The 19501-nt window shown below is 74.3% G+C and carries 10 protein-coding genes and 1 pseudogene; 8 read left to right on the top strand and 3 right to left on the bottom strand.

Annotated features, from left to right (window positions below; genetic code table 11):
• Positions 1-39: 39 nt before the first annotated feature.
• The gene (aceA, locus tag ACGFIS_RS22560) at positions 40-1323 is read right to left on the bottom strand and encodes an isocitrate lyase (RefSeq protein WP_392906786.1); all 1284 of its coding nucleotides are present in this window, start codon (positions 1321-1323) and stop codon (positions 40-42) included.
• 149 nt (positions 1324-1472) lie between these two features.
• On the opposite strand from aceA, the gene ACGFIS_RS22555 reads away from it, so the two are divergent.
• The 8 genes and pseudogenes from ACGFIS_RS22555 (at position 1473) to ACGFIS_RS22520 (ending at position 13001) form a co-directional block, all read left to right on the top strand.
• Entirely contained in the window at positions 1473-2909 is a 1437-nt protein-coding gene (locus ACGFIS_RS22555; RefSeq protein WP_392906785.1) for a helix-turn-helix domain-containing protein, read from the top strand.
• 166 nt (positions 2910-3075) lie between these two features.
• Entirely contained in the window at positions 3076-4059 is a 984-nt protein-coding gene (locus ACGFIS_RS22550; RefSeq protein WP_392906783.1) for a glucosyl-3-phosphoglycerate synthase, read from the top strand.
• Positions 4060-4172: 113 nt separating this feature from the next.
• The gene (locus ACGFIS_RS22545) at positions 4173-5402 is read left to right on the top strand and encodes an acyl-CoA dehydrogenase family protein (protein ID WP_392972360.1); all 1230 of its coding nucleotides are present in this window, start codon (positions 4173-4175) and stop codon (positions 5400-5402) included.
• Between the two features lie 204 nt (positions 5403-5606).
• On the top strand, positions 5607-5939 hold the full coding sequence (locus ACGFIS_RS22540; RefSeq protein ID WP_392906780.1) for an acyl carrier protein: 333 nt from the start codon (positions 5607-5609) through the stop codon (positions 5937-5939).
• Between the two features lie 11 nt (positions 5940-5950).
• Positions 5951-9451 (top strand): annotated as a pseudogene (locus ACGFIS_RS22535) (condensation domain-containing protein); the annotation flags it as partial.
• A gap of 63 nt (positions 9452-9514) precedes the next feature.
• A complete protein-coding gene (locus tag ACGFIS_RS22530; RefSeq protein ID WP_392972431.1) occupies positions 9515-11233 on the top strand; it encodes an amino acid adenylation domain-containing protein in 1719 nt (572 codons plus the stop codon).
• Positions 11230-11982, top strand: coding sequence for a thioesterase II family protein (locus ACGFIS_RS22525; protein WP_392906777.1), 753 nt, complete (start codon positions 11230-11232; stop codon positions 11980-11982). The genes ACGFIS_RS22530 and ACGFIS_RS22525 overlap by 4 nt, the downstream gene beginning before the upstream one ends.
• Positions 11961-13001, top strand: a complete 1041-nt coding sequence (locus ACGFIS_RS22520) for an LLM class F420-dependent oxidoreductase (protein ID WP_392906776.1) — start codon at positions 11961-11963, stop codon at positions 12999-13001. The genes ACGFIS_RS22525 and ACGFIS_RS22520 overlap by 22 nt, the downstream gene beginning before the upstream one ends.
• Here ACGFIS_RS22520 and ACGFIS_RS22515 read toward each other — a convergent pair.
• Together ACGFIS_RS22515 and ACGFIS_RS22510 are read right to left on the bottom strand one after the other, a co-directional pair.
• Complete coding sequence (locus ACGFIS_RS22515; RefSeq protein ID WP_392972358.1) at positions 12969-16307, bottom strand: amino acid adenylation domain-containing protein; 3339 nt, start codon at positions 16305-16307, stop codon at positions 12969-12971. The genes ACGFIS_RS22520 and ACGFIS_RS22515 overlap by 33 nt on opposite strands.
• Complete coding sequence (locus tag ACGFIS_RS22510) at positions 16304-19465, bottom strand: amino acid adenylation domain-containing protein (protein ID WP_392972356.1); 3162 nt, start codon at positions 19463-19465, stop codon at positions 16304-16306. Before ACGFIS_RS22510 ends, ACGFIS_RS22515 begins: the two co-directional genes overlap by 4 nt.
• Between the last annotated feature and the right edge of the window lie 36 nt (positions 19466-19501).

Here is a 19501-nt window from a genome sequence, read left to right as displayed (position 1 = left end):
TCCGGGGTCCTGGGGATCAGACCGGAAGGTGGAGCCGGCTCAGTGGAACTGGCCCTCTTCCGTCGAGCCCTTCAGCGCCGTGGTCGACGAGTCCGGGCTGATCGCGGTGCTGACCATGTCGAAGTAGCCGGTGCCGGCCTCGCGCTGGTGCTTGACCGCGGTGAAGCCCTTCTCGGCCGCCGCGAACTCGCGCTCCTGCAGGTCGACGTAGGCGGTCATGCCGTCGCGGGCGTAGCCGTGGGCCAGGTCGAACATGCCGTAGTTGAGCGCGTGGAAACCGGCCAGGGTGATGAACTGGAACTTGAAGCCCATGTGGCCGAGCTCGCGCTGGAACTTGGCGATGGTCGCGTCGTCCAGGTGCGCCTTCCAGTTGAAGGACGGCGAGCAGTTGTAGGCCAGCATCTGGTCCGGGTACTCGGCCTTGACGGCCTCGGCGAACTTGCGGGCCACTTCCAGGTCCGGGGTGCCGGTCTCCATCCAGATCAGGTCGGAGTGCGGCGCGTAGGCCTTGGCGCGGGCGATGCAGGGCTCGATGCCGTTGCGGACCCGGTAGAAGCCCTCGGCGGTGCGCTCGCCGGTGATGAACTCGCGGTCGCGCTCGTCCACGTCCGTCGTGATCAGGGTCGCGGCCTCGGCGTCGGTCCGCGCGATGATCAGGGAGGGCACGTTGGAGATGTCGGCCGCGAGGCGGGCGGTGTTCAGCGTCTTGACGTGCTGCGAGGTCGGGATCAGCACCTTGCCGCCGAGGTGGCCGCACTTCTTCTCGGAGGCCAGCTGGTCCTCCCAGTGCACGCCCGCGGCGCCTGCGGCGATCATGCCCTTCATCAGCTCGAAGGCGTTCAGCACGCCGCCGAAGCCGGCCTCGGCGTCGGCCACGATCGGGGCGAGGAAGTGCGTGTCGCCCTGGCCCTCGGCCCACTGGACCTGGTCGGCGCGCAGGAGCGCGTTGTTGATGCGGCGGACGACGGCCGGGACCGAGTTCGCCGGGTAGATGCTCTGGTCCGGGTAGGTCTGGCCCGCCAGGTTGGCGTCGGCGGCGACCTGCCAGCCCGACAGGTAGATGGCCTTGAGGCCGGCCTTCACCTGCTGGACGGCCTGCAGCCCGGTCAGCGCGCCGAGGGAGTGGACGTAGTCCTCCTCGTGCAGGAGGCTCCACAGGCGCTCGGCGCCGAGGCGCGCGAGGGTGTGCTCCTCCTGGACCGAGCCGCGGATCCGCACGACGTCCTCGGCCGAGTAGGTCCGCTCGACGTCCTTCCAGCGAGGGTCGGTCTCCCACTGTCGCTGCAGCTCTTCGGCTGCGCCCTTGAGGCGACTATCACTCATCGTCTCGCCCTTCCGTGTCGTCCCCTGGGTGCTTGGCTCGACTATGCCCCGGCTGCAACCCCTTAATGAACTCGCAAGTAACAGAAGAACTGCGAAATTTCCGGTACTATCAAGCCGTGACGACCTTGCGGCCAGAAGAACCCCTCAACTTGACGAGTGACGTAGATCTCGTCACCTTCGGGCAGCGGCTCCGCCATCTGCGGCGCGGCCGTGGCTTGACGCTGTCGGAGCTCGGCGAGCGCGTGGGCCGCGCCCCGTCCCAGCTGTCGCTGCTGGAGAACGGGCGGCGCGAGCCCAAGCTGTCACTGCTGCAGGCCCTCGCCGCCGCGCTGGAGTGCCCGGTGGAGGAGCTGCTGCGGCGCCAGCCGCCCAGCCGGCGCGCCCAGCTGGAGATCCAGCTGGAGGAGGCGCAGCGCGACCCGCTCTACCGGACGCTCGGGCTGTCGCACCTCAAGGTCGGCAAGCGGATGCCGAACGAGGTGATCGAGCACATCCTCGCGCTGTACGGCGAGCTGAAGCGCAGCCGGACCAAGCCGACCGCGAGCCCGGAGGAGGCGCGCAAGGCCAACGCCGAACTGCGCCGCCAGATGCACGAGCGCGGCAACCACTTCGCCGAGATCGAGGCGATCGCCTCGCAGACACTCGACTCCGTCGGCTACCGGCGCGGCGCGGTGTCGCAGGGCCTGCTGATGACGCTCGTCGGCCACTTCGGCTTCAGCCTGCAGTACGTCCAGGACCTGCCGCGCTCCGTCCGGTCCATCACCGACCTGCGCAACCGGCGGATCTACCTGGAGCGCGAGCAGCTCGGCATGCACACGCCGCGGACGATCCTGCTGCAGACCCTCGGGCACATCGCGCTCGACCACGACCAGCCGCGCGACTTCGCCGACTTCCTGCGCCAGCGCGTCGAGGCCAACTACTTCGGCGCCGCGATCCTGATGCCCGAGCGCAGCGTCGTCCCGTTCCTGCAGGAGGCGAAGGCGGCGCGCGAGCTGTCGGTGGAGGACCTCGCGGACGTCTTCTCCGTCTCCTACGAGATGGCCGCGCACCGCTTCACCAACGTCGCGACCCACCATCTGGACCTGCAGCTCCACTTCACCAAGAACGACGAGAACGGCACCATCTACAAGGCGTACGCCAACGACGGCCTCGCGTTCCCGCAGGACGAGGACGGCGCGATCGAGGGTCAGCGGATGTGCCGCGACTGGGCCGGGCGGCACGTGTTCGGCGCCGAGGACCGCTTCTCGGTCTACTACCAGTACACCGACACCCCCAAGGGCACGTACTGGTGCCTGTCGCACATAGACCCCAGCCATGAGCGCGACTTCGCGATCACGCTGGGCGTGCGGTTCGAGGACTCGCGCTGGTTCCGCGGCCGGGAGACGACCCGGCGCCGCAAGTCGTCCTGCCCGGACGGCGACTGCTGCCAGCGGCCCCCGAAGGCGCTCTCGGACCGGTGGGAGGGTATGGCCTGGCCGTCCGCCCGTGCGCACTCGCACGTCCTGTCCGTCCTCCCGCCCGGCGCCTTCCCCGGCGTGGACGACGCCGACGTCTACGAGTTCCTGGACAAGCACGCCGCCGAATGACCGGCGTGTTGTGCTCGTGTTAACTCTTCGGGTCGGTCCGCCTTGTCCCGTGCCAACGGTGAATGATCTGGGAGGATCTGGCGTTTCCTGTAGGTGAGGGGGACGCCCGGTCCGGGACGTCCCGTCCGGACGTCCGTCCGGGACGGTCCGCACGGAGGGAGAGCGCGTGCTGCCTGAGGTCGCTTCGTGGTTGCGCCGCCGCACCAGCGCGGCGGCGGACTGGGCGCCGCGCCGGCTGCTCGCCGCCAAGGGTGACGCCAGGATCAGCGTCGTGCTGCCCGCGCGCGACGAGGAGGCGACGGTCGGCGCGATCGTGGCGGCCGTCCGCACCGACCTCGTCGAGCGGATGCCGCTGGTGGACGAGATCGTGGTGGTCGACTCCCGCTCCGGGGACAGGACCGCCGCCGTGGCCGCCGCCGCGGGCGCCGAGGTGGTCGCCCAGGACGCCGTCCTGCCCGGCCAGGGCCGCATGTCCGGCAAGGGCGAGGCGCTGTGGAAGTCCCTGGCCGCGACGTCCGGCGACCTGATCGTGTTCGTCGACGCCGACCTGCGCGAGTTCACCTCCTCCTACGTGACCGGGCTGCTCGGGCCGCTGCTGACCGACCCGTCCGTCGGCTACGTCAAGGGCTGCTATGACCGCCCTCTCGTCGACGGCGACCGGCGCGTCGAGGGCGGCGGGGGCCGGGTGACCGAGCTGGTCGCGCGCCCCCTGATCAACCTGCACTGGCCGATGCTCGCCGGCGTCATGCAGCCGCTCGGCGGCGAGTACGCGGGACGCCGCGCGCTGCTGGAGCGGCTGCCGTTCGTCACCGGCTACGGCGTGGAGCTCGGCCTCCTGCTCGACGTCTACCAGGACTCCGGGCTGGACGCGATCGCGCAGGTCGATCTCGGCCGGAGGGTGCACGCGCACCAGTCGACCGAGGCGCTCGGCGCGATGTCGGGGCAGATCATGCTGACGGCCTGGTCGCGGCTGGAGCGGCACGGCCGGATGATGCCCCTGGAGGCCCCGGCGACCGCGCTGACGCGGTTCCGCCGCGGCCCGGACGGGCACGACGCCCGGACCACCGACGTGGCGGTGGGGGAGCGGCCCCCGATGATCGAGGTCTCCGGCTATGCCGCCGCGCGGTCGTTCTCGCCCGGCCGCAGGTAGCCCTCGGCCGGGGGGCCGCCCTCGCGCTGTGACTCACGCCACGGTGTTACCCACGGTAACGTCAGATGGTGCTACCGTTGGTAACACGATATTGGAGAGAGGGTCTATTAATCATGACGAGCGCGGAGCCGACACCGTTCTCGCTGGAGCCCAGTGAGGACGTTCGCCAGGTCAGGGACTGGGTGCACGAGTTCGCCAGGGACGTCATCCGTCCCGCGGCCGAGGAGTGGGACGAACGCGAAGAGACGCCCTGGCCGCTGATCCAGGAGGCGTCCAAGGTCGGTCTCTACTCGCTGGACTTCTTCGCCACCCAGTGGCTGGAGCCGACCGGGCTCGGCATCCCGGTGGCGTTCGAGGAGATCTTCTGGGGCGACGCGGGCATCGGGCTCTCCATCGTCGGCACCGGTCTCGCCGCCGCGTCGGTCGCCGCCGTCGGTACCCAGGAGCAGGCCGCCGAGTGGGTGCCGCAGATGTTCGGCACCCCCGACGACGTCAAGCTCGGCGCGTTCTGCGCCTCCGAGCCCGACGCCGGCAGCGACGTCGGCGCCATCCGCGCCCGCGCCGTCTTCGACGAGGCGAAGGACGAGTGGGTGCTGAACGGCACCAAGACCTGGGCCACCAACGGCGGCATCGCCGACGTCCACATCATCGTGGCGTCCGTGCACCCCGACCTCGGCAGCCGCGGCCAGGGCAGCTTCATCGTCCCGCCGAACACCCCGGGGCTGCGGCAGGGCCAGAAGTTCAAGAAGCACGGCATCCGCGCCTCGCACACCGCCGAGGTCATCCTCGAGGACGTGCGCATCCCGAGCCACCTCATCATCGGCGGCAAGGACAAGTTCGACGAGCGCATCGCGCGGACCCGCGAGGGCAAGCGCTCCAAGGGCCAGGCCGCGCTGAAGACGTTCGAGACCACCCGCCCGTCGGTCGGCGCGATGGCGCTCGGCGTCGGCCGTGCAGCCTACGACTACGCGCTGCAGTACGCGCAGGAGCGCGAGCAGTTCGGCAAGAAGATCGGCGACTTCCAGGCCGTCGCGTTCAAGCTCGCCGACATGAAGTGCCGGCTGGACGCGGCCCGGCTGATGGTGTGGCGCGCCGGGTGGATGGCCCGCACCGGCAAGGACTTCGACAACGCCGAGGGCTCGATGGCCAAGCTGATGGCGAGCGAGATGGCGGTGAACGTCACCGAGGAGGCCATCCAGATCCTCGGCGGCAACGGCTACACCCGCGAGTACCCGGTCGAGCGGATGCACCGGGACGCCAAGATCTTCACGATCTTCGAGGGCACCAGCGAGATCCAGCGCCTGGTCATCGGCCGCACCGTCACCGGCCTCCCCGTCCGGTAGCGCCCCCCGGCCGGGGCCACCGCCATCACGATCCCGCCTCGCCGATGGCGGCCCGCCTCGGCCCCCGGGCCCGGCGTCCAGCAAGGACGCCGGGCCCGGTCTCACGTCCCACCGGTGACATCGAGGTGTTACCGCGGAAGACTCCCGGAAAAGATCTTCTGGTCGGTACCGTTACCCTCGTCGGAACCGCGAAGGAGATCCGGGATGCCTGAAGTGAGCGACCTGGCCGCCGTGATCTCGCAGATGGTCGCCGAGGCACTGGGGCGTCCCGCCCTGCCGGAGGAGAACTTCTTCGAGGCGGGGATGGACTCGCTCGCCCTGGTCGAGATGCACGACCGGATCACCGAACGGCTGGGCCTGGAGTTCCCGATCACCGAGCTGTTCGCCAATCCCAATCTGGCGGCGCTGCTCGGGTTCGTGGGCGCCACGGCGGGACGGCCGGACGCCCCGCGGCGCGGCGACGCGGCGGCGCGGCGCAGGCGGGCGCCGTCGTCGCAACGGGTGCGGTCGCGGAGCCGCCGCGGGGACGCACGCTGAGGGCGGGGACCATGGACGATCATGTGCCGGAACCGATCGCCGTGGTGGGCGCGGCCTGCCGGCTGCCCGGCGCCCCCGGGCTGGGGGAGTTCTGGGACGGGCTGAGCGGCGAGCGCGAGGCCGTGACCGCACTGGCCGACGGCGACCTGCTGCGCGCCGGGGTGAGCCCGGAGGAACTGGCCGATCCGTCCTACGTGCGGGCGGCGGCGCTCATGCCGGACGCCGCCGGGTTCGACGCCGCGTTCTTCGGCCTGACGGACGAGGAGGCGCGGCGCTGCGACCCGCAGGCGCGGGTCCTCACCGAACTGGCGCATTCCGCCCTCGAAGGCGCCGGCCTGGACGTCTCGGCGGTGGGCGGGCACACGGGGGTGTTCGCGGCCTCCGGCGCGGGCCGCTACCGGGACCTGAACCTGCGCGACGATTCACCGGGACCCGACCCGGCCGCCTCCGTGGCGGCGATGCTCGGGCTGCGGGGGCCCTGCGTCGGCATCTCGACCGGGTCCCTGGCGGCCGTGCATCTGGCGTGCGAGGCACTGCGGTCGGGCGCCTGCGACATCGCCGTCGCGGGCGGCGGCCACATCCGCATGCCCTACGGTCACGGCTACCGGTGGGCGCCGGGCTCGCGGTACGCGCCCGACGGCCGGTGCCGCCCCTTCGACGCCCGTGGCGCGGGGACGGTCCCCGGCAGCGGCGCCGGGGTCGTGGTGCTGCGGCGCCTCTCGGAGGCGATCCTGGACGGCGCCCGCGTTCTCGGCGTCGTCCGCGGCGGCGCCACGTCGCACGATCCGGCCGGGTCCTCCCGGTGCGCCGCCGAAGCGCTGGACGCGGCCGGCGTCGAGGCGGACGCCATCGGCTACGTGGAGGCCCGCGGGTCGGGCGTCCCGGCCGAGGACCTCGCGGAACTGGCCGCGCTCGGTGAGGTCATCGGAGGGCCGGTACCGCTGGGGTCGGTGACGTCCGCGGTGGGCGACCTCGCCTCGGCCGCGGGTGTGGCGGAGCTCCTCAAGGTCCTGCTGTCGCTGGAACGGGGCAGGATCCCGGCGACCGTCAACGCCCGCACCCCGCATCCCGCGATCCGGTCGGGCCCGTTCGACATCGTCGGCGAGAGCCGCGCCTGGCCGCGCGGGGAAGGCGCGTCCCGGCAGGCCCTGGTGTGCGACCGGGCCACCGGCGACGTGCACGCCTGCCTGGTCGTGGCGGAGGGGCCGCCCGCCCCGCCGCCCCTGCCGGATCGCAGGCCGCGGCTGGTGGTCTGGTCCGGGCACGACGCAGGCGCGGCGGCCGCGGTGCGCGCGGGCCTGGCCCGGCACTTCGCCTCCGGCGCCGGGGACTTCGAGGACACGGTCGCGACACTGCAGCAGGGCCGGGCGGCCCGCTCCCACCGCGGCGCGGCGGTCTGCTCCGACGCCGCCGAAGCCGCCGCGGCGCTCGGCGGGGAGGCGCTCGGCGGGGAGGCGCCGGCGACCGAGGCGGGCGCCCCGAAAGTGGCCTTCGCCTTTCCCGGTGCCTTCACCGGGCGGCTCCCGCAGGGCCTCTACGGCACCGAGCGCACCTTCACCGAGACCGCCGACGTCGTGCTGGAACGATTCGAAGACGAGGGCCTGGACGTCTACGACCTCTGGACGTCGGGAGAGATGCCGGAGACCGGCCCGGAGGCCGGGGCGCTGCTGTTCACCTTCGAGTACGCCCTCGCACGGATGTGGCGGGCATGGGGCCTGCATCCGCACGCGCTGGTGGGTCACGGCGTCGGCGGGATCGTCGCGGACGTGCTGCGGGGAACGCGCGAACTCGGCGACGCGGCGGCCGCCGCCCTGCCCGGCCCGGTCGCGCCGTCCGTGGACGGCCACCTGCGGGAGCTGCGCGCGACCGGGGTCGATGTGGTCCTGGAAGCGGGGCCGGGAGACGATCTCACCCGGCTGTGCCGGGACGGCGGTCCCGCGGCGGCCCTGGCGTCGTTCGAGGCCGGCGGCCAGGGCGGCGTACGTCCCGTCCTCGAAACCCTGGGGCGGTTGTGGACGATGGGCCAGCCGGTCGACTGGGCGGCACTGGACCCCGACCGCCCGCCGCGCCGCGTCCCGCTGCCCGCCTACCCCTACCGGCGCGAACGGCACTGGGCCGTCCCCGTCACCGGCCCGGCGGCCCCGAAGACCGGCGGCGCCCCGCCGGTGCGGGAGACCGCGGCGGCGCCGGAGAACACGCGGGTCGCGGGCCTGCCCGACCCGGCCGAGCCGCTGCGCCCGCTGTCGCGCACCCAGCACGCGTTCTGGATGCTGGAGCGGCTCGCCCCCGGCACCGGCGTCTCCAACATCGGCATCGCGTTCCGCACCGCCCGCCCCCTGCGCTGGTACCCGCTGCAGACCGCGGTGGAGCGGCTGGTCGCCCGGCAGCCCGCGCTGCGCCTGCGGTTCCCCGAGGTGGACGGCGTCCCGCTGCGCCACCTCACCGGCCCCGGCGACGCGCGGATCGAGGTGCCGACCGACACCACCACCGAGGAGGCGCTGGTCGGCGATCTCCAGGCGTTCCTGGACGAGCCGTTCGACCTCGGCCGCGACCTGCTGTTCCGGGCCGGGCACTTCGTCCTCCCGGACGGCTCCAGCGTGGTGTGCCTGGCCGCCCACCACATCGTGATCGACGCGCCGGCCGTCCAGCTCCTGGTCGAGGAGATCGGGAGGCTGTACGACGCCGTCGCCGAGGGGCGCGCCGTCCCCGGGGAGCTGGACGGGCCCGCGCCGCTGCTGGCCGAGCCGGAGCCCGACCCCGTCTCCCTGCGCTACTGGACGGACCGGCTGCGCGGCGCCGAACCCGAGGCGATGGTGCTGCCGGGCACCCGTCCGGCGCCGCGGCGCCCGACGTTCGCCGGGCACACCTGCAGCTGGGAGATGACGGCGTCCGCGCGGGACGCGCTGGAACGGCTGCGCGGCCTGCTCCAGGTGACGGACAACATCATCCTGATGAGCGCGTTCGCGCTGATGCTGCTGCGCCACGGAGCGGGCCCCGACCTGGTGATCGGGGTACCGGTCACCACCCGGCGCCCCGCCACCCGCCGCAGCGTCGGCTACGGGGTCAGCACCCTGCCGCTCCGGGTCCGCCCCGACCCGGGCGCCGGGTTCGCCGACCTGGTGCGGCAGGTGGCGGAGGCGTTCTTCGAAGGCGTGGAACACGCGGACGTCTCGGTGGAGACGGTGATCACCGAGCGCGGACACGGCACCGGCGACTGGCGCGTCCCGCTGTTCCGGCACATGTTCAACTACCGGCCCTGGACCGACGAGCAGATCGCGATCACCGGCGAGGTCCCCGCCTACATCGAGGACCTGTTCGATCGCAGCCGGCTCGACCTGCAGTGCGTCGCCGTCCCCGAGCCGGGCCGCTTCACGCTGCGCGCGTGGCACAGCACCGAGGTGCACGACGAGGCGGAGATCGCGTCGTACATCGCGCGGATGCAGGTGCTGCTGGAGGAGGCGGCCGAGGACGCCGGCCGCCCGGTCGCCGAGCTGGGCCTGGCCTCGGCCGGCGACCGCGAGGTGCTCGACGCGCTCAACGGCACGGACCGGGCATGGGACGGACCGGGAACGCTCGTGCGGCGCATCGCCGGGCGGGCCACCGAGTCGCCCGACGCCGTCGCGGTCGTGGACGGCGACGACACCGTCACCTACGCGCAACTGATCGCGCGGGCCGTCGCGGTGCGCGACCTGCTGCGCGCGCACGGCACCGGGCCGGGAGAGGTCGTGGCGCTGGCGCTGGGCCGGTCGGCGGCCATGGCGGCGTCGGTGCTCGGGGTGTGGGCGGCGGGCGCGGCGTACCTGCCGCTGGACGCGCGGCAACCGGAGGCGCGGCTGACCTACCAGGTCGAGGACGCGGGCGCGCGCGTCGTGCTGGTGCACCCCGGCGAGAGCGCCGGATGGGCCGGCCGGCGGCCGGTCCTCCCGGTTCCGGCCGAGGCCGGGCCGGGTGAGCTGCTGGACCGGGGCGCCCCCGAGCCGGGGGCCGCCGCCTACGTGATCCACACCTCGGGATCGACGGGCCGGCCCAAGGGCGTCGCGGTCTCCCACCGCAACCTGCTCAACCTGGTCTGCGATTTCGCCGACCGGCTCGGGTGCGGGCCGGGCGATCCCGTGCTCTGGGCGACCACCACGTCCTTCGACATCTCCTGGCTGGAGTTGCTCCTGCCACTGCTGTGCGGGGCGCCGCTGGTCGTGGCGCCGGACGAGGCGCAGCTGAAGCCGTCCGCCTTCCTGGGCCTGATCGAGCGGCACGACGTCGCCGTGATCCAGGCCACGCCGACCGCGTGGCGGCTGGTCGCGGCCGAGGCCGGAGAGGAACTCCGGGGCCGGACGGTGCTGTGCGGCGGGGAGCCGATGCCCGCCGCGCTCGCCCGGCGGCTGCTGGCGGCCGGGTGCCGCCTGTTCAACGTGTACGGCCCGACCGAGACCACGATCTGGTCGACCGCCGCCGAGATCACCGGAGCGCCGGAGGATCCCGTCCCGGTCGGCGCCCCCCTCGCCAACACGCGGGTCTTCGTCCTGGACGCGGCGGGCCGGGAACTGCCGCCGGGCGTGCCGGGGGAGCTGTGCATCGCGGGCGACGGGGTGAGCCTGGGCTACCCGGCCCGGCCCGGCCTGACCGCCGAGCGCTTCGGCGACCATCCCCGGCACGGCCGGTTCTACCGGACCGGCGACCGGGCCCGGGTGCGGCACGACGGCGCCCTGGAGCTGCTCGGACGGGCCGACCGGCAGGTGAAGCTGCGCGGCCACCGCATCGAGCCGGGCGAGGTCGAGGCGGTGCTGCACGAGCACCGCGGGGTCCGGGCCGCCGCCGTCACCCTGGTGGGCGACCCGCAGGGCGACGGGCGGCTGGTCGCCTACGTCGAGCCGGACGCCGCCGCGCCCGGCGGCGGGCTGGCCGAGGAGCTGTGGCGGCACGCCCGCGCCCGGCTGCCCGACTACGCCGTGCCCTCGGGGTTCACGCTGCTGGACGGCCTCCCGGCGACCCCCAACGGCAAGATCGACTACGCCCGCCTCCCGGCGCCGCAGGACGCTCCGGCCGCACCCGCCGCCGCGCCGTCCCCGGGCGAACCCGAGCTGGTGGAGCGCCTGGTCGGGCTGTGGCGGGAGACGCTGAAACGCCCCGGCCTGGGCGCGCGCGACAACTTCTTCCTGCACGGCGGGCACTCGATCCTCGCGGTGCGGCTGGTGAGCGCCCTGGAGGAGATCGCGGGCACCGAGGTGGACGTGCGGACGGTGTTCGAGCATCCGACGCCCGCCGAGCTGGCCGCGCATCTGGGAGGGCCGGCATGAGCGCACCGCTGTTCGTCCCGGTCGAGGCGCGCCCCGGGGCGCGGATCCGGCTGGTGATCTTCCCGCATGCCGGTGGCGGGCCCGCGTCGGCCGGCTCGCTGGCCGGCCGCCTCCCCGGCGACGTGGAGGTCTGGTCGGTCAGCCCGCCGGGACGGCAGGCACGCCTGGCCGAACCGCCCCGCACCGACCTGGACCCGTTCGCGGCGGACCTCGCGGCCGACCTCACCCGGCTCGTCCCGGAGCCGTTCGCGCTGTTCGGGTACTGCAGCGGCGCCCTGCTGGCCTACCTGACGTGCCGGGCGCTGGAGCGCCCCGCGGCACGGCTGATCGTCGGTTCGTTCGCCGCCCCGGACGTCGCGGTCCTGCCGCGCGGGCTGCACGCGCTGCCTTCGGACCTGTTCTGGGACGAGCTGATCGGCATGGGCGGCGTCCCGGACGAGATCGCCGCACGGGAGTCGCTGCGGCCGGTCCTGGAACCCGCGCTGCGCGCCGACTTCGGCATGCTCGCCGGGTACCGGCACCGCCCGGCGGCCGCCCCGCTCGGCACGCCGATCACCGTCCTGTACGGGCGGCGCGACACCACCCTGACGCGGGGCGGGCTGCTGGGCTGGCGGCGGCAGACCGCGCACCGCCCCGTCCTGCGGGGGCTGGACGCCTCCCACTGGCTGGCCGAGACGGCCCCGGACGAGCTGGCCGCCGTCATCGCCGAAGAACTGGGGAGCGCCGGATGCGTCTCGGATACAGCCTGAGCTACTGGGGCAACACGGGGCTGCGGCCCGCCCACCATCTGGAGCTGGTCGCCGAGGCCGAACGGCTCGGCTACGACTCGGTGTGGGCGGCGGAGACCTACGGCACCGACCCCGCCGCCCTGATGGCGTGGCTGGCGGGACGCACCGAGCGGATCGGGCTGGGCACCGCGATCCTCCAGATGCCCGCGCGCCGTCCCGTCGCCGCGGCGATGACCGCGGCGACGATCGACCAGATCTCCGGGGGCCGGTTCCGCCTGGGGCTCGGATTCTCCGGGCCGCAGCTGGTGGAGGGATGGCACGGGCTGCCCTACGGCCGTCCGCTGGCGGAGTCCCGCGACTACATCGCGGTCGTCCGAAAGGCGCTGGCCCGCGAGCCGGTCGTGCACCGGGGCGAGACGCTGACCGTTCCGCTGCCGGGCGGGCAGGGCAAGGAGATGTCGCTGGCCGTCTCGCCCGTCCAGGAGGACCTGCCCGTCTACCTGGCGACGATCGGGCCGAAGGCGGTCGCTCTGACCGGTGAGATCGCCGACGGCTGGCTCCCGCTCAACGTCCCGCCCGAGTATCTGGCCGGCTGCCGCACGCTGCTGGAGGAGGGCGCCGCCCGCTCCGGCCGGTCCCTGGACGGCTTCGACACCGCCCCGATGGTCCTCACCCTGGTCGAGGACGACCTCGACATCGCCTACGACATGATGCGCCCGATGCTGGCCCTGTACCTGGGCGGCATGGGCTCGCGGAAGACGAACTTCCACAACCGGCTCGCGCAGCGGCTCGGCTTCGCCGACGAGGCCAGGGCGATGCAGGAGGCGTTCCTGGCCGGACGGCAGGCCGAGGCCGTCGCGGCGATGTCGGACGAGCTGGTCGACGCGATGACCGTCTGCGGGCCGCCCGAGCACGTCCGCGACCGCATCGCCGCCTACCGCGAGGCGGGCGCCACCACCCTGATCGTCGGCCTGGTCCATCCGACGCTGCGGCTCCGGATGGAGCAGCTACGCCTGATCGCCGAGCTCGCCGGGATCTAGCCGGGCCCGCGCCTCCTCTTCGGTGAGCCGGTCGATCTCCTCGGCGAGCAGCCGCTCCACCTCGGCGGCGAGTTCCCGCAGGGTGCGGTGCGAGAAGACGGTCCGGACCGGGACGTCCAGTTCGAGGGTCGCGGCCAGCCGGGCGGTCACCTTGGTGGCCAGCAGCGAGTGCCCGCCGAGATCGAAGAAGTCGTCCGAGGTCCCGGCGCGGTCGATGCCCAGCACCTCGCACCAGATCCCGGCGACCAGTTCCTCGGCGGCCGTCTCGGGCGGCGCGTGCCCGCGCTCCCCGCCGCCCCGCGGGGGCTCGGGCAGCCCCGCCCGGTCGAGCTTGCCGTTGGGGGTGAGCGGCAGGCGGTCCAGGGGGACGAACGCGGCCGGGACCATGTAGGGAGGCAGCGCCCGGCCCAGATGCCCGCGCAGATCGTCCGCCCCCGGCCGCGCACCGTCCCGGGGGACGACGTAGGCGGTCAGCCTCGCGTCGCCGGGACGGTCCTCGCGCACGACCACCGCCGCTCCGGCCACCCCCGGATGCTCCAGCAGGACGGCCTCGACCTCCGCCGGCTCGATCCGGTACCCGCGCAGCTTCACCTGGTCGTCGGCGCGGCCCAGGAACTCCAGCGCGCCGTCGGGCCGGTACCGGGCCAGGTCGCCGGTCCGGTAGAGGCGGCCGCCCGGCGCCCCGTGCGGGTCGGCGACGAAGCGCTCGGCGGTCGCGGCGGGAAGGCCGCGGTAGCCCCGGGCCACCCCGTCCCCGCCGACGCAGACCTCCCCGGCCGCGCCGATCGGCACCGGGTCGAGCCGGCCGTCCAGCAGGTGCACGCGGGTGCCGGGCAGCGGACGCCCGATCGGGGGACGCCACTGCGCCCGGCCGGGATCCATGTCGGCCGACGTGGCGATGATCGTCGCCTCGGTCGGGCCGTAGGTGTTCACCAGCCGCACGCCGCCGCGGCCGAGGCGCGCCCAGTCGGCCAGCGCCGCGCCCGGCAGCGGGTCCGCGCCGAGGATCAGCAGCCGCAGGCCCTCCGGCCAGCGGATCCGCTCCCCGTGCGAGACCAGCTCCCGCCAGTAGGACGTCGGCAGGTCGAGGACGGTGAGCGCGGCACCTTCGGGCGTGCCGAAGAAGTCCGGGAGCGGCATGCCCGCGGGAGGCAGGACGAGCGCCGCCCCGGAGGCGAGCGCCGGGTAGATCTCCTCGGCGTGCGTGTCGAAGCCGATCGAGGCGAACTGCAGCACGCGGTCTCCCGCGCCGAGCCCGTAGTCCTCGCGCATCCAGCGCACGCGGGACGCCAGCGCGCGGCGCTCGACCTCCACGCCCTTCGGACGTCCGGTGGTTCCGGAGGTGTAGCAGACGTAGGCCAGATCGGCCGCCGCGGCGGCGGTGGGCGGCGCGGGGCCCGTCGCGTCCTCCGCGTCCAGTGGCAGCGTGGCGACTCCCGGGACGTGCGCCGACCCGTCGGTGAGCAGCAGCGCGGCGCCGCCGTCGCGGACCATGTACTCCAGCCGTGCGGACGGGAGGGCGGGGTCGAGCGGCAGGTACGCGGCGCCCGAGCGCTGCACCGCGAACAGGGCCGCGACCAGTTCGGGCGAACGCGGCCCGCAGACCGCCACGACCGTGCCGGGACCCGCACCGGCCGCGCGCAGGGCACCGGCGAGCCGGCCGGCCCGCGCGTCCAGCTCGGCGTAGGTGAGGGTGCGCCCGCCGTGGCGCACCGCGACCGCGCCGGGGGTACGGGCGGCCTGCCGGGACAGCGACTCGTCCGGAACCTCCGGAGCGTCCGGCGCGTCCGAGGCGGCCGGGGCGCTCGCGGGGCCGGGGCCCGAGGCGAACGCGAGCAGCGTGCGGCGCTCCTCGTCCCCGAGCATCTCCCGGTACAGGGTGGACAGGGACGGGTCGCCGCCATCGGCCACGAGCTCCAGCAGGCGCCGGAAACGGCCCGCCATCCGCTCCATGGTGGCGCGCTCCCACAGGTCGCGGTTGTAGGACAGGAAGGCGAGCATGTCGTCCGGCCGCCGGGTGACGTCCAGCATGAGGTCGAACTTGGCCTGGCGGACCCCCGGCTCGAACGGCTCGCAGGCCAGGCCGGGCAGGTCCGCGGTCGCCGCCTCCGCGTCCTGCATGGCGAACATCGCCTGGAACAGCGGCGTGCGGCTGGTGTCGCGCCGCGCCCCGACGGCGGTGATCAGCTCCTCGAAGGGGACGTCCTGGTGGGCGAAGGCGTCCAGCACGGTGCCCCGGGTCCGGTCGAGCAGCTCGCCGAAGGAGGGATCGCCGGACAGGTCGCCGCGCAGCACGATCGTGTTGGGGAAGAAGCCGATCAGCGGTCCCAGTTCGGGACGGTCCCGGCCCGCCACGACGGAGCCGACGCAGACGTCGTCCTGGCCGGCGTGCCGCGACAGCAGCACCTGGAACGCGGCGAGCACGGTCATGAACAGCGTGGCCCGCCGGGTGCGTCCCAGCCGCTCCAGCCGGCCGGCCAGCTCCGCGGGCAGGACCAGCGCGACGTGGTCGCCCGCCGAGGTGCGCACCGCGGGGCGCGGGCGGTCGGCGGGGACCTCCAGCGTCGGCGCTCCGGCCAGCGCGTCCGTCCAGAACGCGAGCCGGTCGCCGTCGGAGTCCCGCTCCCGCCGGGCGCGCCGCCAGGCCGCGAAGTCGCCGTACTGGATCGGCAGGGGCGGCAGCGGCGACGGCCGCCCGTCCAGGGCCGCCCCGTACAGCTCGGACAGCTCGGACAGGAACACCTTCAGCGACCAGCCGTCGGCGATGATGTGGTGCAGCACCACGCACAGCACGTGGTCGTCGTCTCCGAGCCGCAGCAGGTGCGTTCTCAGCAGGGGTCCCCGCTCCAGGTCGAACGGGAGGCCGGTGCGCCCGGCCACGAGTTCGCGGGCGCGGGCCTCGCGTTCACCGGCGGGCAGCCCGGTCAGGTCGAGCCGCTCCGGCTCGACCCGCGCGTCCGCGTCCGCCACCTGGACGGGGCGCCCGTCGCGGCCGGCGGGGAAGCGGGTGCGCAGGATCTCGTGCCGCCGGACGATCTCGCCGACCGCGTGCCGCAGCGCCGGCTCGACCAGCCTGCCCCGCAGCCGCAGGACGATGAACATGTTGTACGACGCGTCGCCCGGGTCGAACTTCTGGAGGAACCACAACCGCTCCTGGCCCGCGGACAGCGGGACCGGGGCGCCGTCGTCCGCCCGCCGGGGGATGCCCGGCTCCCGCGCCCCGGGCGCGGCGGCGCCCAGCCGCCGTTCGAGCGCGGCCCGCTGCCGCGGGGTCAGCCTGGCCAGGCGCTCGCTCAGATCGCTCACGATTCGGGCTCCCCGGTGACGGCGTCCAGCAGCCGGTCCAGGTCCTGCCCGCCGAGCCGATGTTCCAGGATCTCCAGGGCGTACCCCTCCACAGTGGTGATCTCGAAGCAGCGGCGAAGGGGGAGTTCCACGCCGAAGGCCGCGCTGACGCGGTTGATCAGCTCCACGACCAGCATGGAGTGGCCGCCCAGCTCGAAGAAGTCGTCCAGCGCCCCGACCCGGTCCCGGCCGAGCAGGTCCTGCCAGATCCCGCACAGCTCCTCCTCAACGGGGGTGCCGGGGGCCCGGTAGCCGGTCGCGAGCGTCCGGCGCCCGGCGCCCGCCGGGGACGGGAGCGCCGCCCGGTCGAGCTTGCCGCTGGACCCCGCGGGCAGCTCCTCCACCGCCACGAACGCCTGCGGCATCACGGTCGGGGGCAGCCTGCGGGACAGGTGGTCGCGCAGCATCCCGGTGATGTCGGCCGGGTCGCCGGTCCACACCGCGTAGGCGACCAGGCCGGGCCCGCCGGGGGCGTCATCGCGGAGCGCCGCCGCCGCCCGCTCCACCCGCGGGTGCGCCTCCAGCGCCGCCTCGATCTCGCCCAGCTCCACGCGGACGCCGTGCACCTTGACCTGGGTGTCGATGCGGCCGAGGAACTCGATCGCGCCGTCGGCCCGCCGCCGGGCCAGGTCGCCGGTCCGGTAGAGCCGGGAGCCCGGCGGGCCGAACGGGTCCGGGACGAACGACGCCGCCGTGCGCCCGGGCCGCCCGTGATAGCCGCGGGCGAGCTGGACGCCCCCGATGTGCAGTTCACCCGGTATCCCGTCCGGGACCGGCGCCATCCGCTCGTCCAGCACGTACAGAGCGGTGTTGGGCACGGGACGGCCGATCGGGACGGGCCCGGACGCCCCCGGTTCGCACCGCCAGGCGCTGACGTCGATGGCGGCCTCGGTCGGCCCGTACAGGTTGTGGAGTGCGGCGTCCGGCAGCCGGCCGGCGAAGCGGGCCGCCAGGTCGCGGGACAGCTCCTCGCCGCTGCAGATCACCTGGCGCAGCGACCGGCACTCCTCGACGCCCTCGGCGGCCAGGAACGACGCCAGCATCGACGGCACGAAATGCGCGGTCGTCACCCGCCGCTCCCTGATGAGGTCGCGCAGGTAGGACGGGTCCCGGTGGCCTCCGGGCGTGGCGAGGGCGAGGGCCGCGCCGCACGCCGCCGGCAGGCACAGCTCCCACACCGACACGTCGAAGCTGATCGGCGTCTTCTGCAGGACGACCGCGCCCGGCGGGTGGGAGCGCCGCATCCACTCCAGCCGGTTGACGATCGCCTCGTGGGCGGTGACGACGCCCTTCGGCCTGCCGGTCGTCCCCGAGGTGTAGAGGAGGTAGGCGGCGTCGCCGGGGCGGTTGACGCGTGCGGGCTCGTCATCGGGCAGATCGCGCCACGCGCCGTCCTCGTCGAGCGGCACGAGCCGGGCGGGCAGGTTGCGCACGCGGCCTGCCAGGTGCGACTGGGTGAGCACCAGGCGGGCCCCGCTGTCGGCCACCAGGGCGCCGAGCCGCTGCCAGGGATGGTCCGGGTCGAGCGGCGTGTAGACGCCGCCGGCCTTGAGCACCGCCAGCACGCCGACGACGAGTTCGGGCGAGCGTTCGGCGCAGATCGCGACGGGCGTCCCGGGGCCGACGCGCTGGGAGCGCAGCCAGTGCGCCAGCCGGTTGGCGCGGGCGTGCAGTTCGCCGAAGGCGAGCGTGCCGCCGTCCGGTGCGACGACGGCCGTGGCGTCGTCGCGTGCGGCACCGGTGAACAGGTCGGCGAGGACCGTGCCGGCGCCGAGCGGCATCGAGGGGCCGCGGGAGGCCGCCAGGATCCGCTCGCGTTCCCGCTCGTCCATCAGCGGGAGCGCGGAGATCGGCCGGTCGGGATCCCGCACCGCTGCGGACAGGAACGTCTGGAACCAGCCCGCGAGCCGTTCGATCGTCCCCGCGTCGAACAGGTCGGTGGCGTACTCCAGGCGCCCGTGCATCCTGCCGTCGCGGACGTTGAGGTCCAGGCTCAGGTCGACCTTGGTGGTGCCGTTGGCGATCTGCCCCCGGGTGTCGGACGGGACGAGGTTGAACGCCACCTGGAACAGCGGGGGCCGGCTGAGGTCCCGCTGCGGTTGCAGGGCCTCGACCAGCCGCTCGAAGGGCATCTCCTGGTGGTCGATCGCGTCCAGCAGGGTGCCCCGCACCCGCCGCGCCGCCTCCCGGAACGACGGGTCGCCGGACAGGTCCGTGCGGACGAGGACGGCGTTGACGAACATCCCGATCAGGGGTTCGAGCTCCGGCAGCACCCGCCCGGCCATCGGGCAGCCGACGGTGATGTCGTACCGCCCGGCCCAGCGCGCCAGCACCGCCTTGAACGCGCCCAGCAGCGCCATGAACGGGGTCACGCCCAGCGTCCTGGCCAGCCGGTCGACCTGCGCGGTCAGCTCGGGCGACAGCGCGAACCGGTGCAGCCCGCCGCCGTAGGTGCGGACGGCGGGGCGGGGACGGTCGGCCGGCAGGCCGAGGTCGGCGGGCAGCCCCTCCAGGCGCCGGCGCCAGTACCGCAGTTCCCCGGCCAGGAAGTCGTCGGTGAGCCGGCCGCGCTGCCAGGCGGCGTAGTCGGCGTACTGGATCCGCAGTTCGGGCAGGCCCGGGGGGCGCCCGCCGGCCGCCGCGGCCAGGACCTCGTACAGCTCGTCGACGAAGATCGCCGAGGAGGCGCCGTCGAAGATCGTATGGTCGCAGATCCACACCAGCCGCAGATCCTCCTCGTCCAGCCGGACCAGCCTCGCCCGCCACAGCGGCGCGGTGTCCAGCGGGAACGGCCGGCTCGCGTCGCCGCGGGCGAGCCGGTCGAACTCGGCCTCCCGCTCCGGCTCGGGCAGCGCACTGAGATCGGTGGTGGCGAGGGCCGCCGGCACCCCGGCATGGACGAGCTGGACGACCTGCCCGTCCCGGAAGTCGAACGTGGTGCGCAGCGGTTCATGCCGCTCCGCCAGCGCCGCCAGCGCATCCACGACCGCCGCCGGCTCCGTGTCCCGCGGCATCGGCATCCACAGGCAGACGTTGTAGACCGCGAGGTCGGGCTCGAACCGGCTGAGGAACCACATCCGCTCCTGACCCGACGAGACGGGAAAGACGTCGACGCTCATAGGTGTCCTTTCCTGGGGGAGGTCCCCCCGGCCCCC

Source organism: Spirillospora sp. NPDC048824 (assembly GCF_043198455.1).
GTDB lineage: Bacteria > Actinomycetota > Actinomycetes > Streptosporangiales > Streptosporangiaceae > Spirillospora.
The sequence above is the reverse complement of the archived record's forward strand: the minus strand, read 5'-3'. Positions and strand labels throughout refer to the sequence as shown.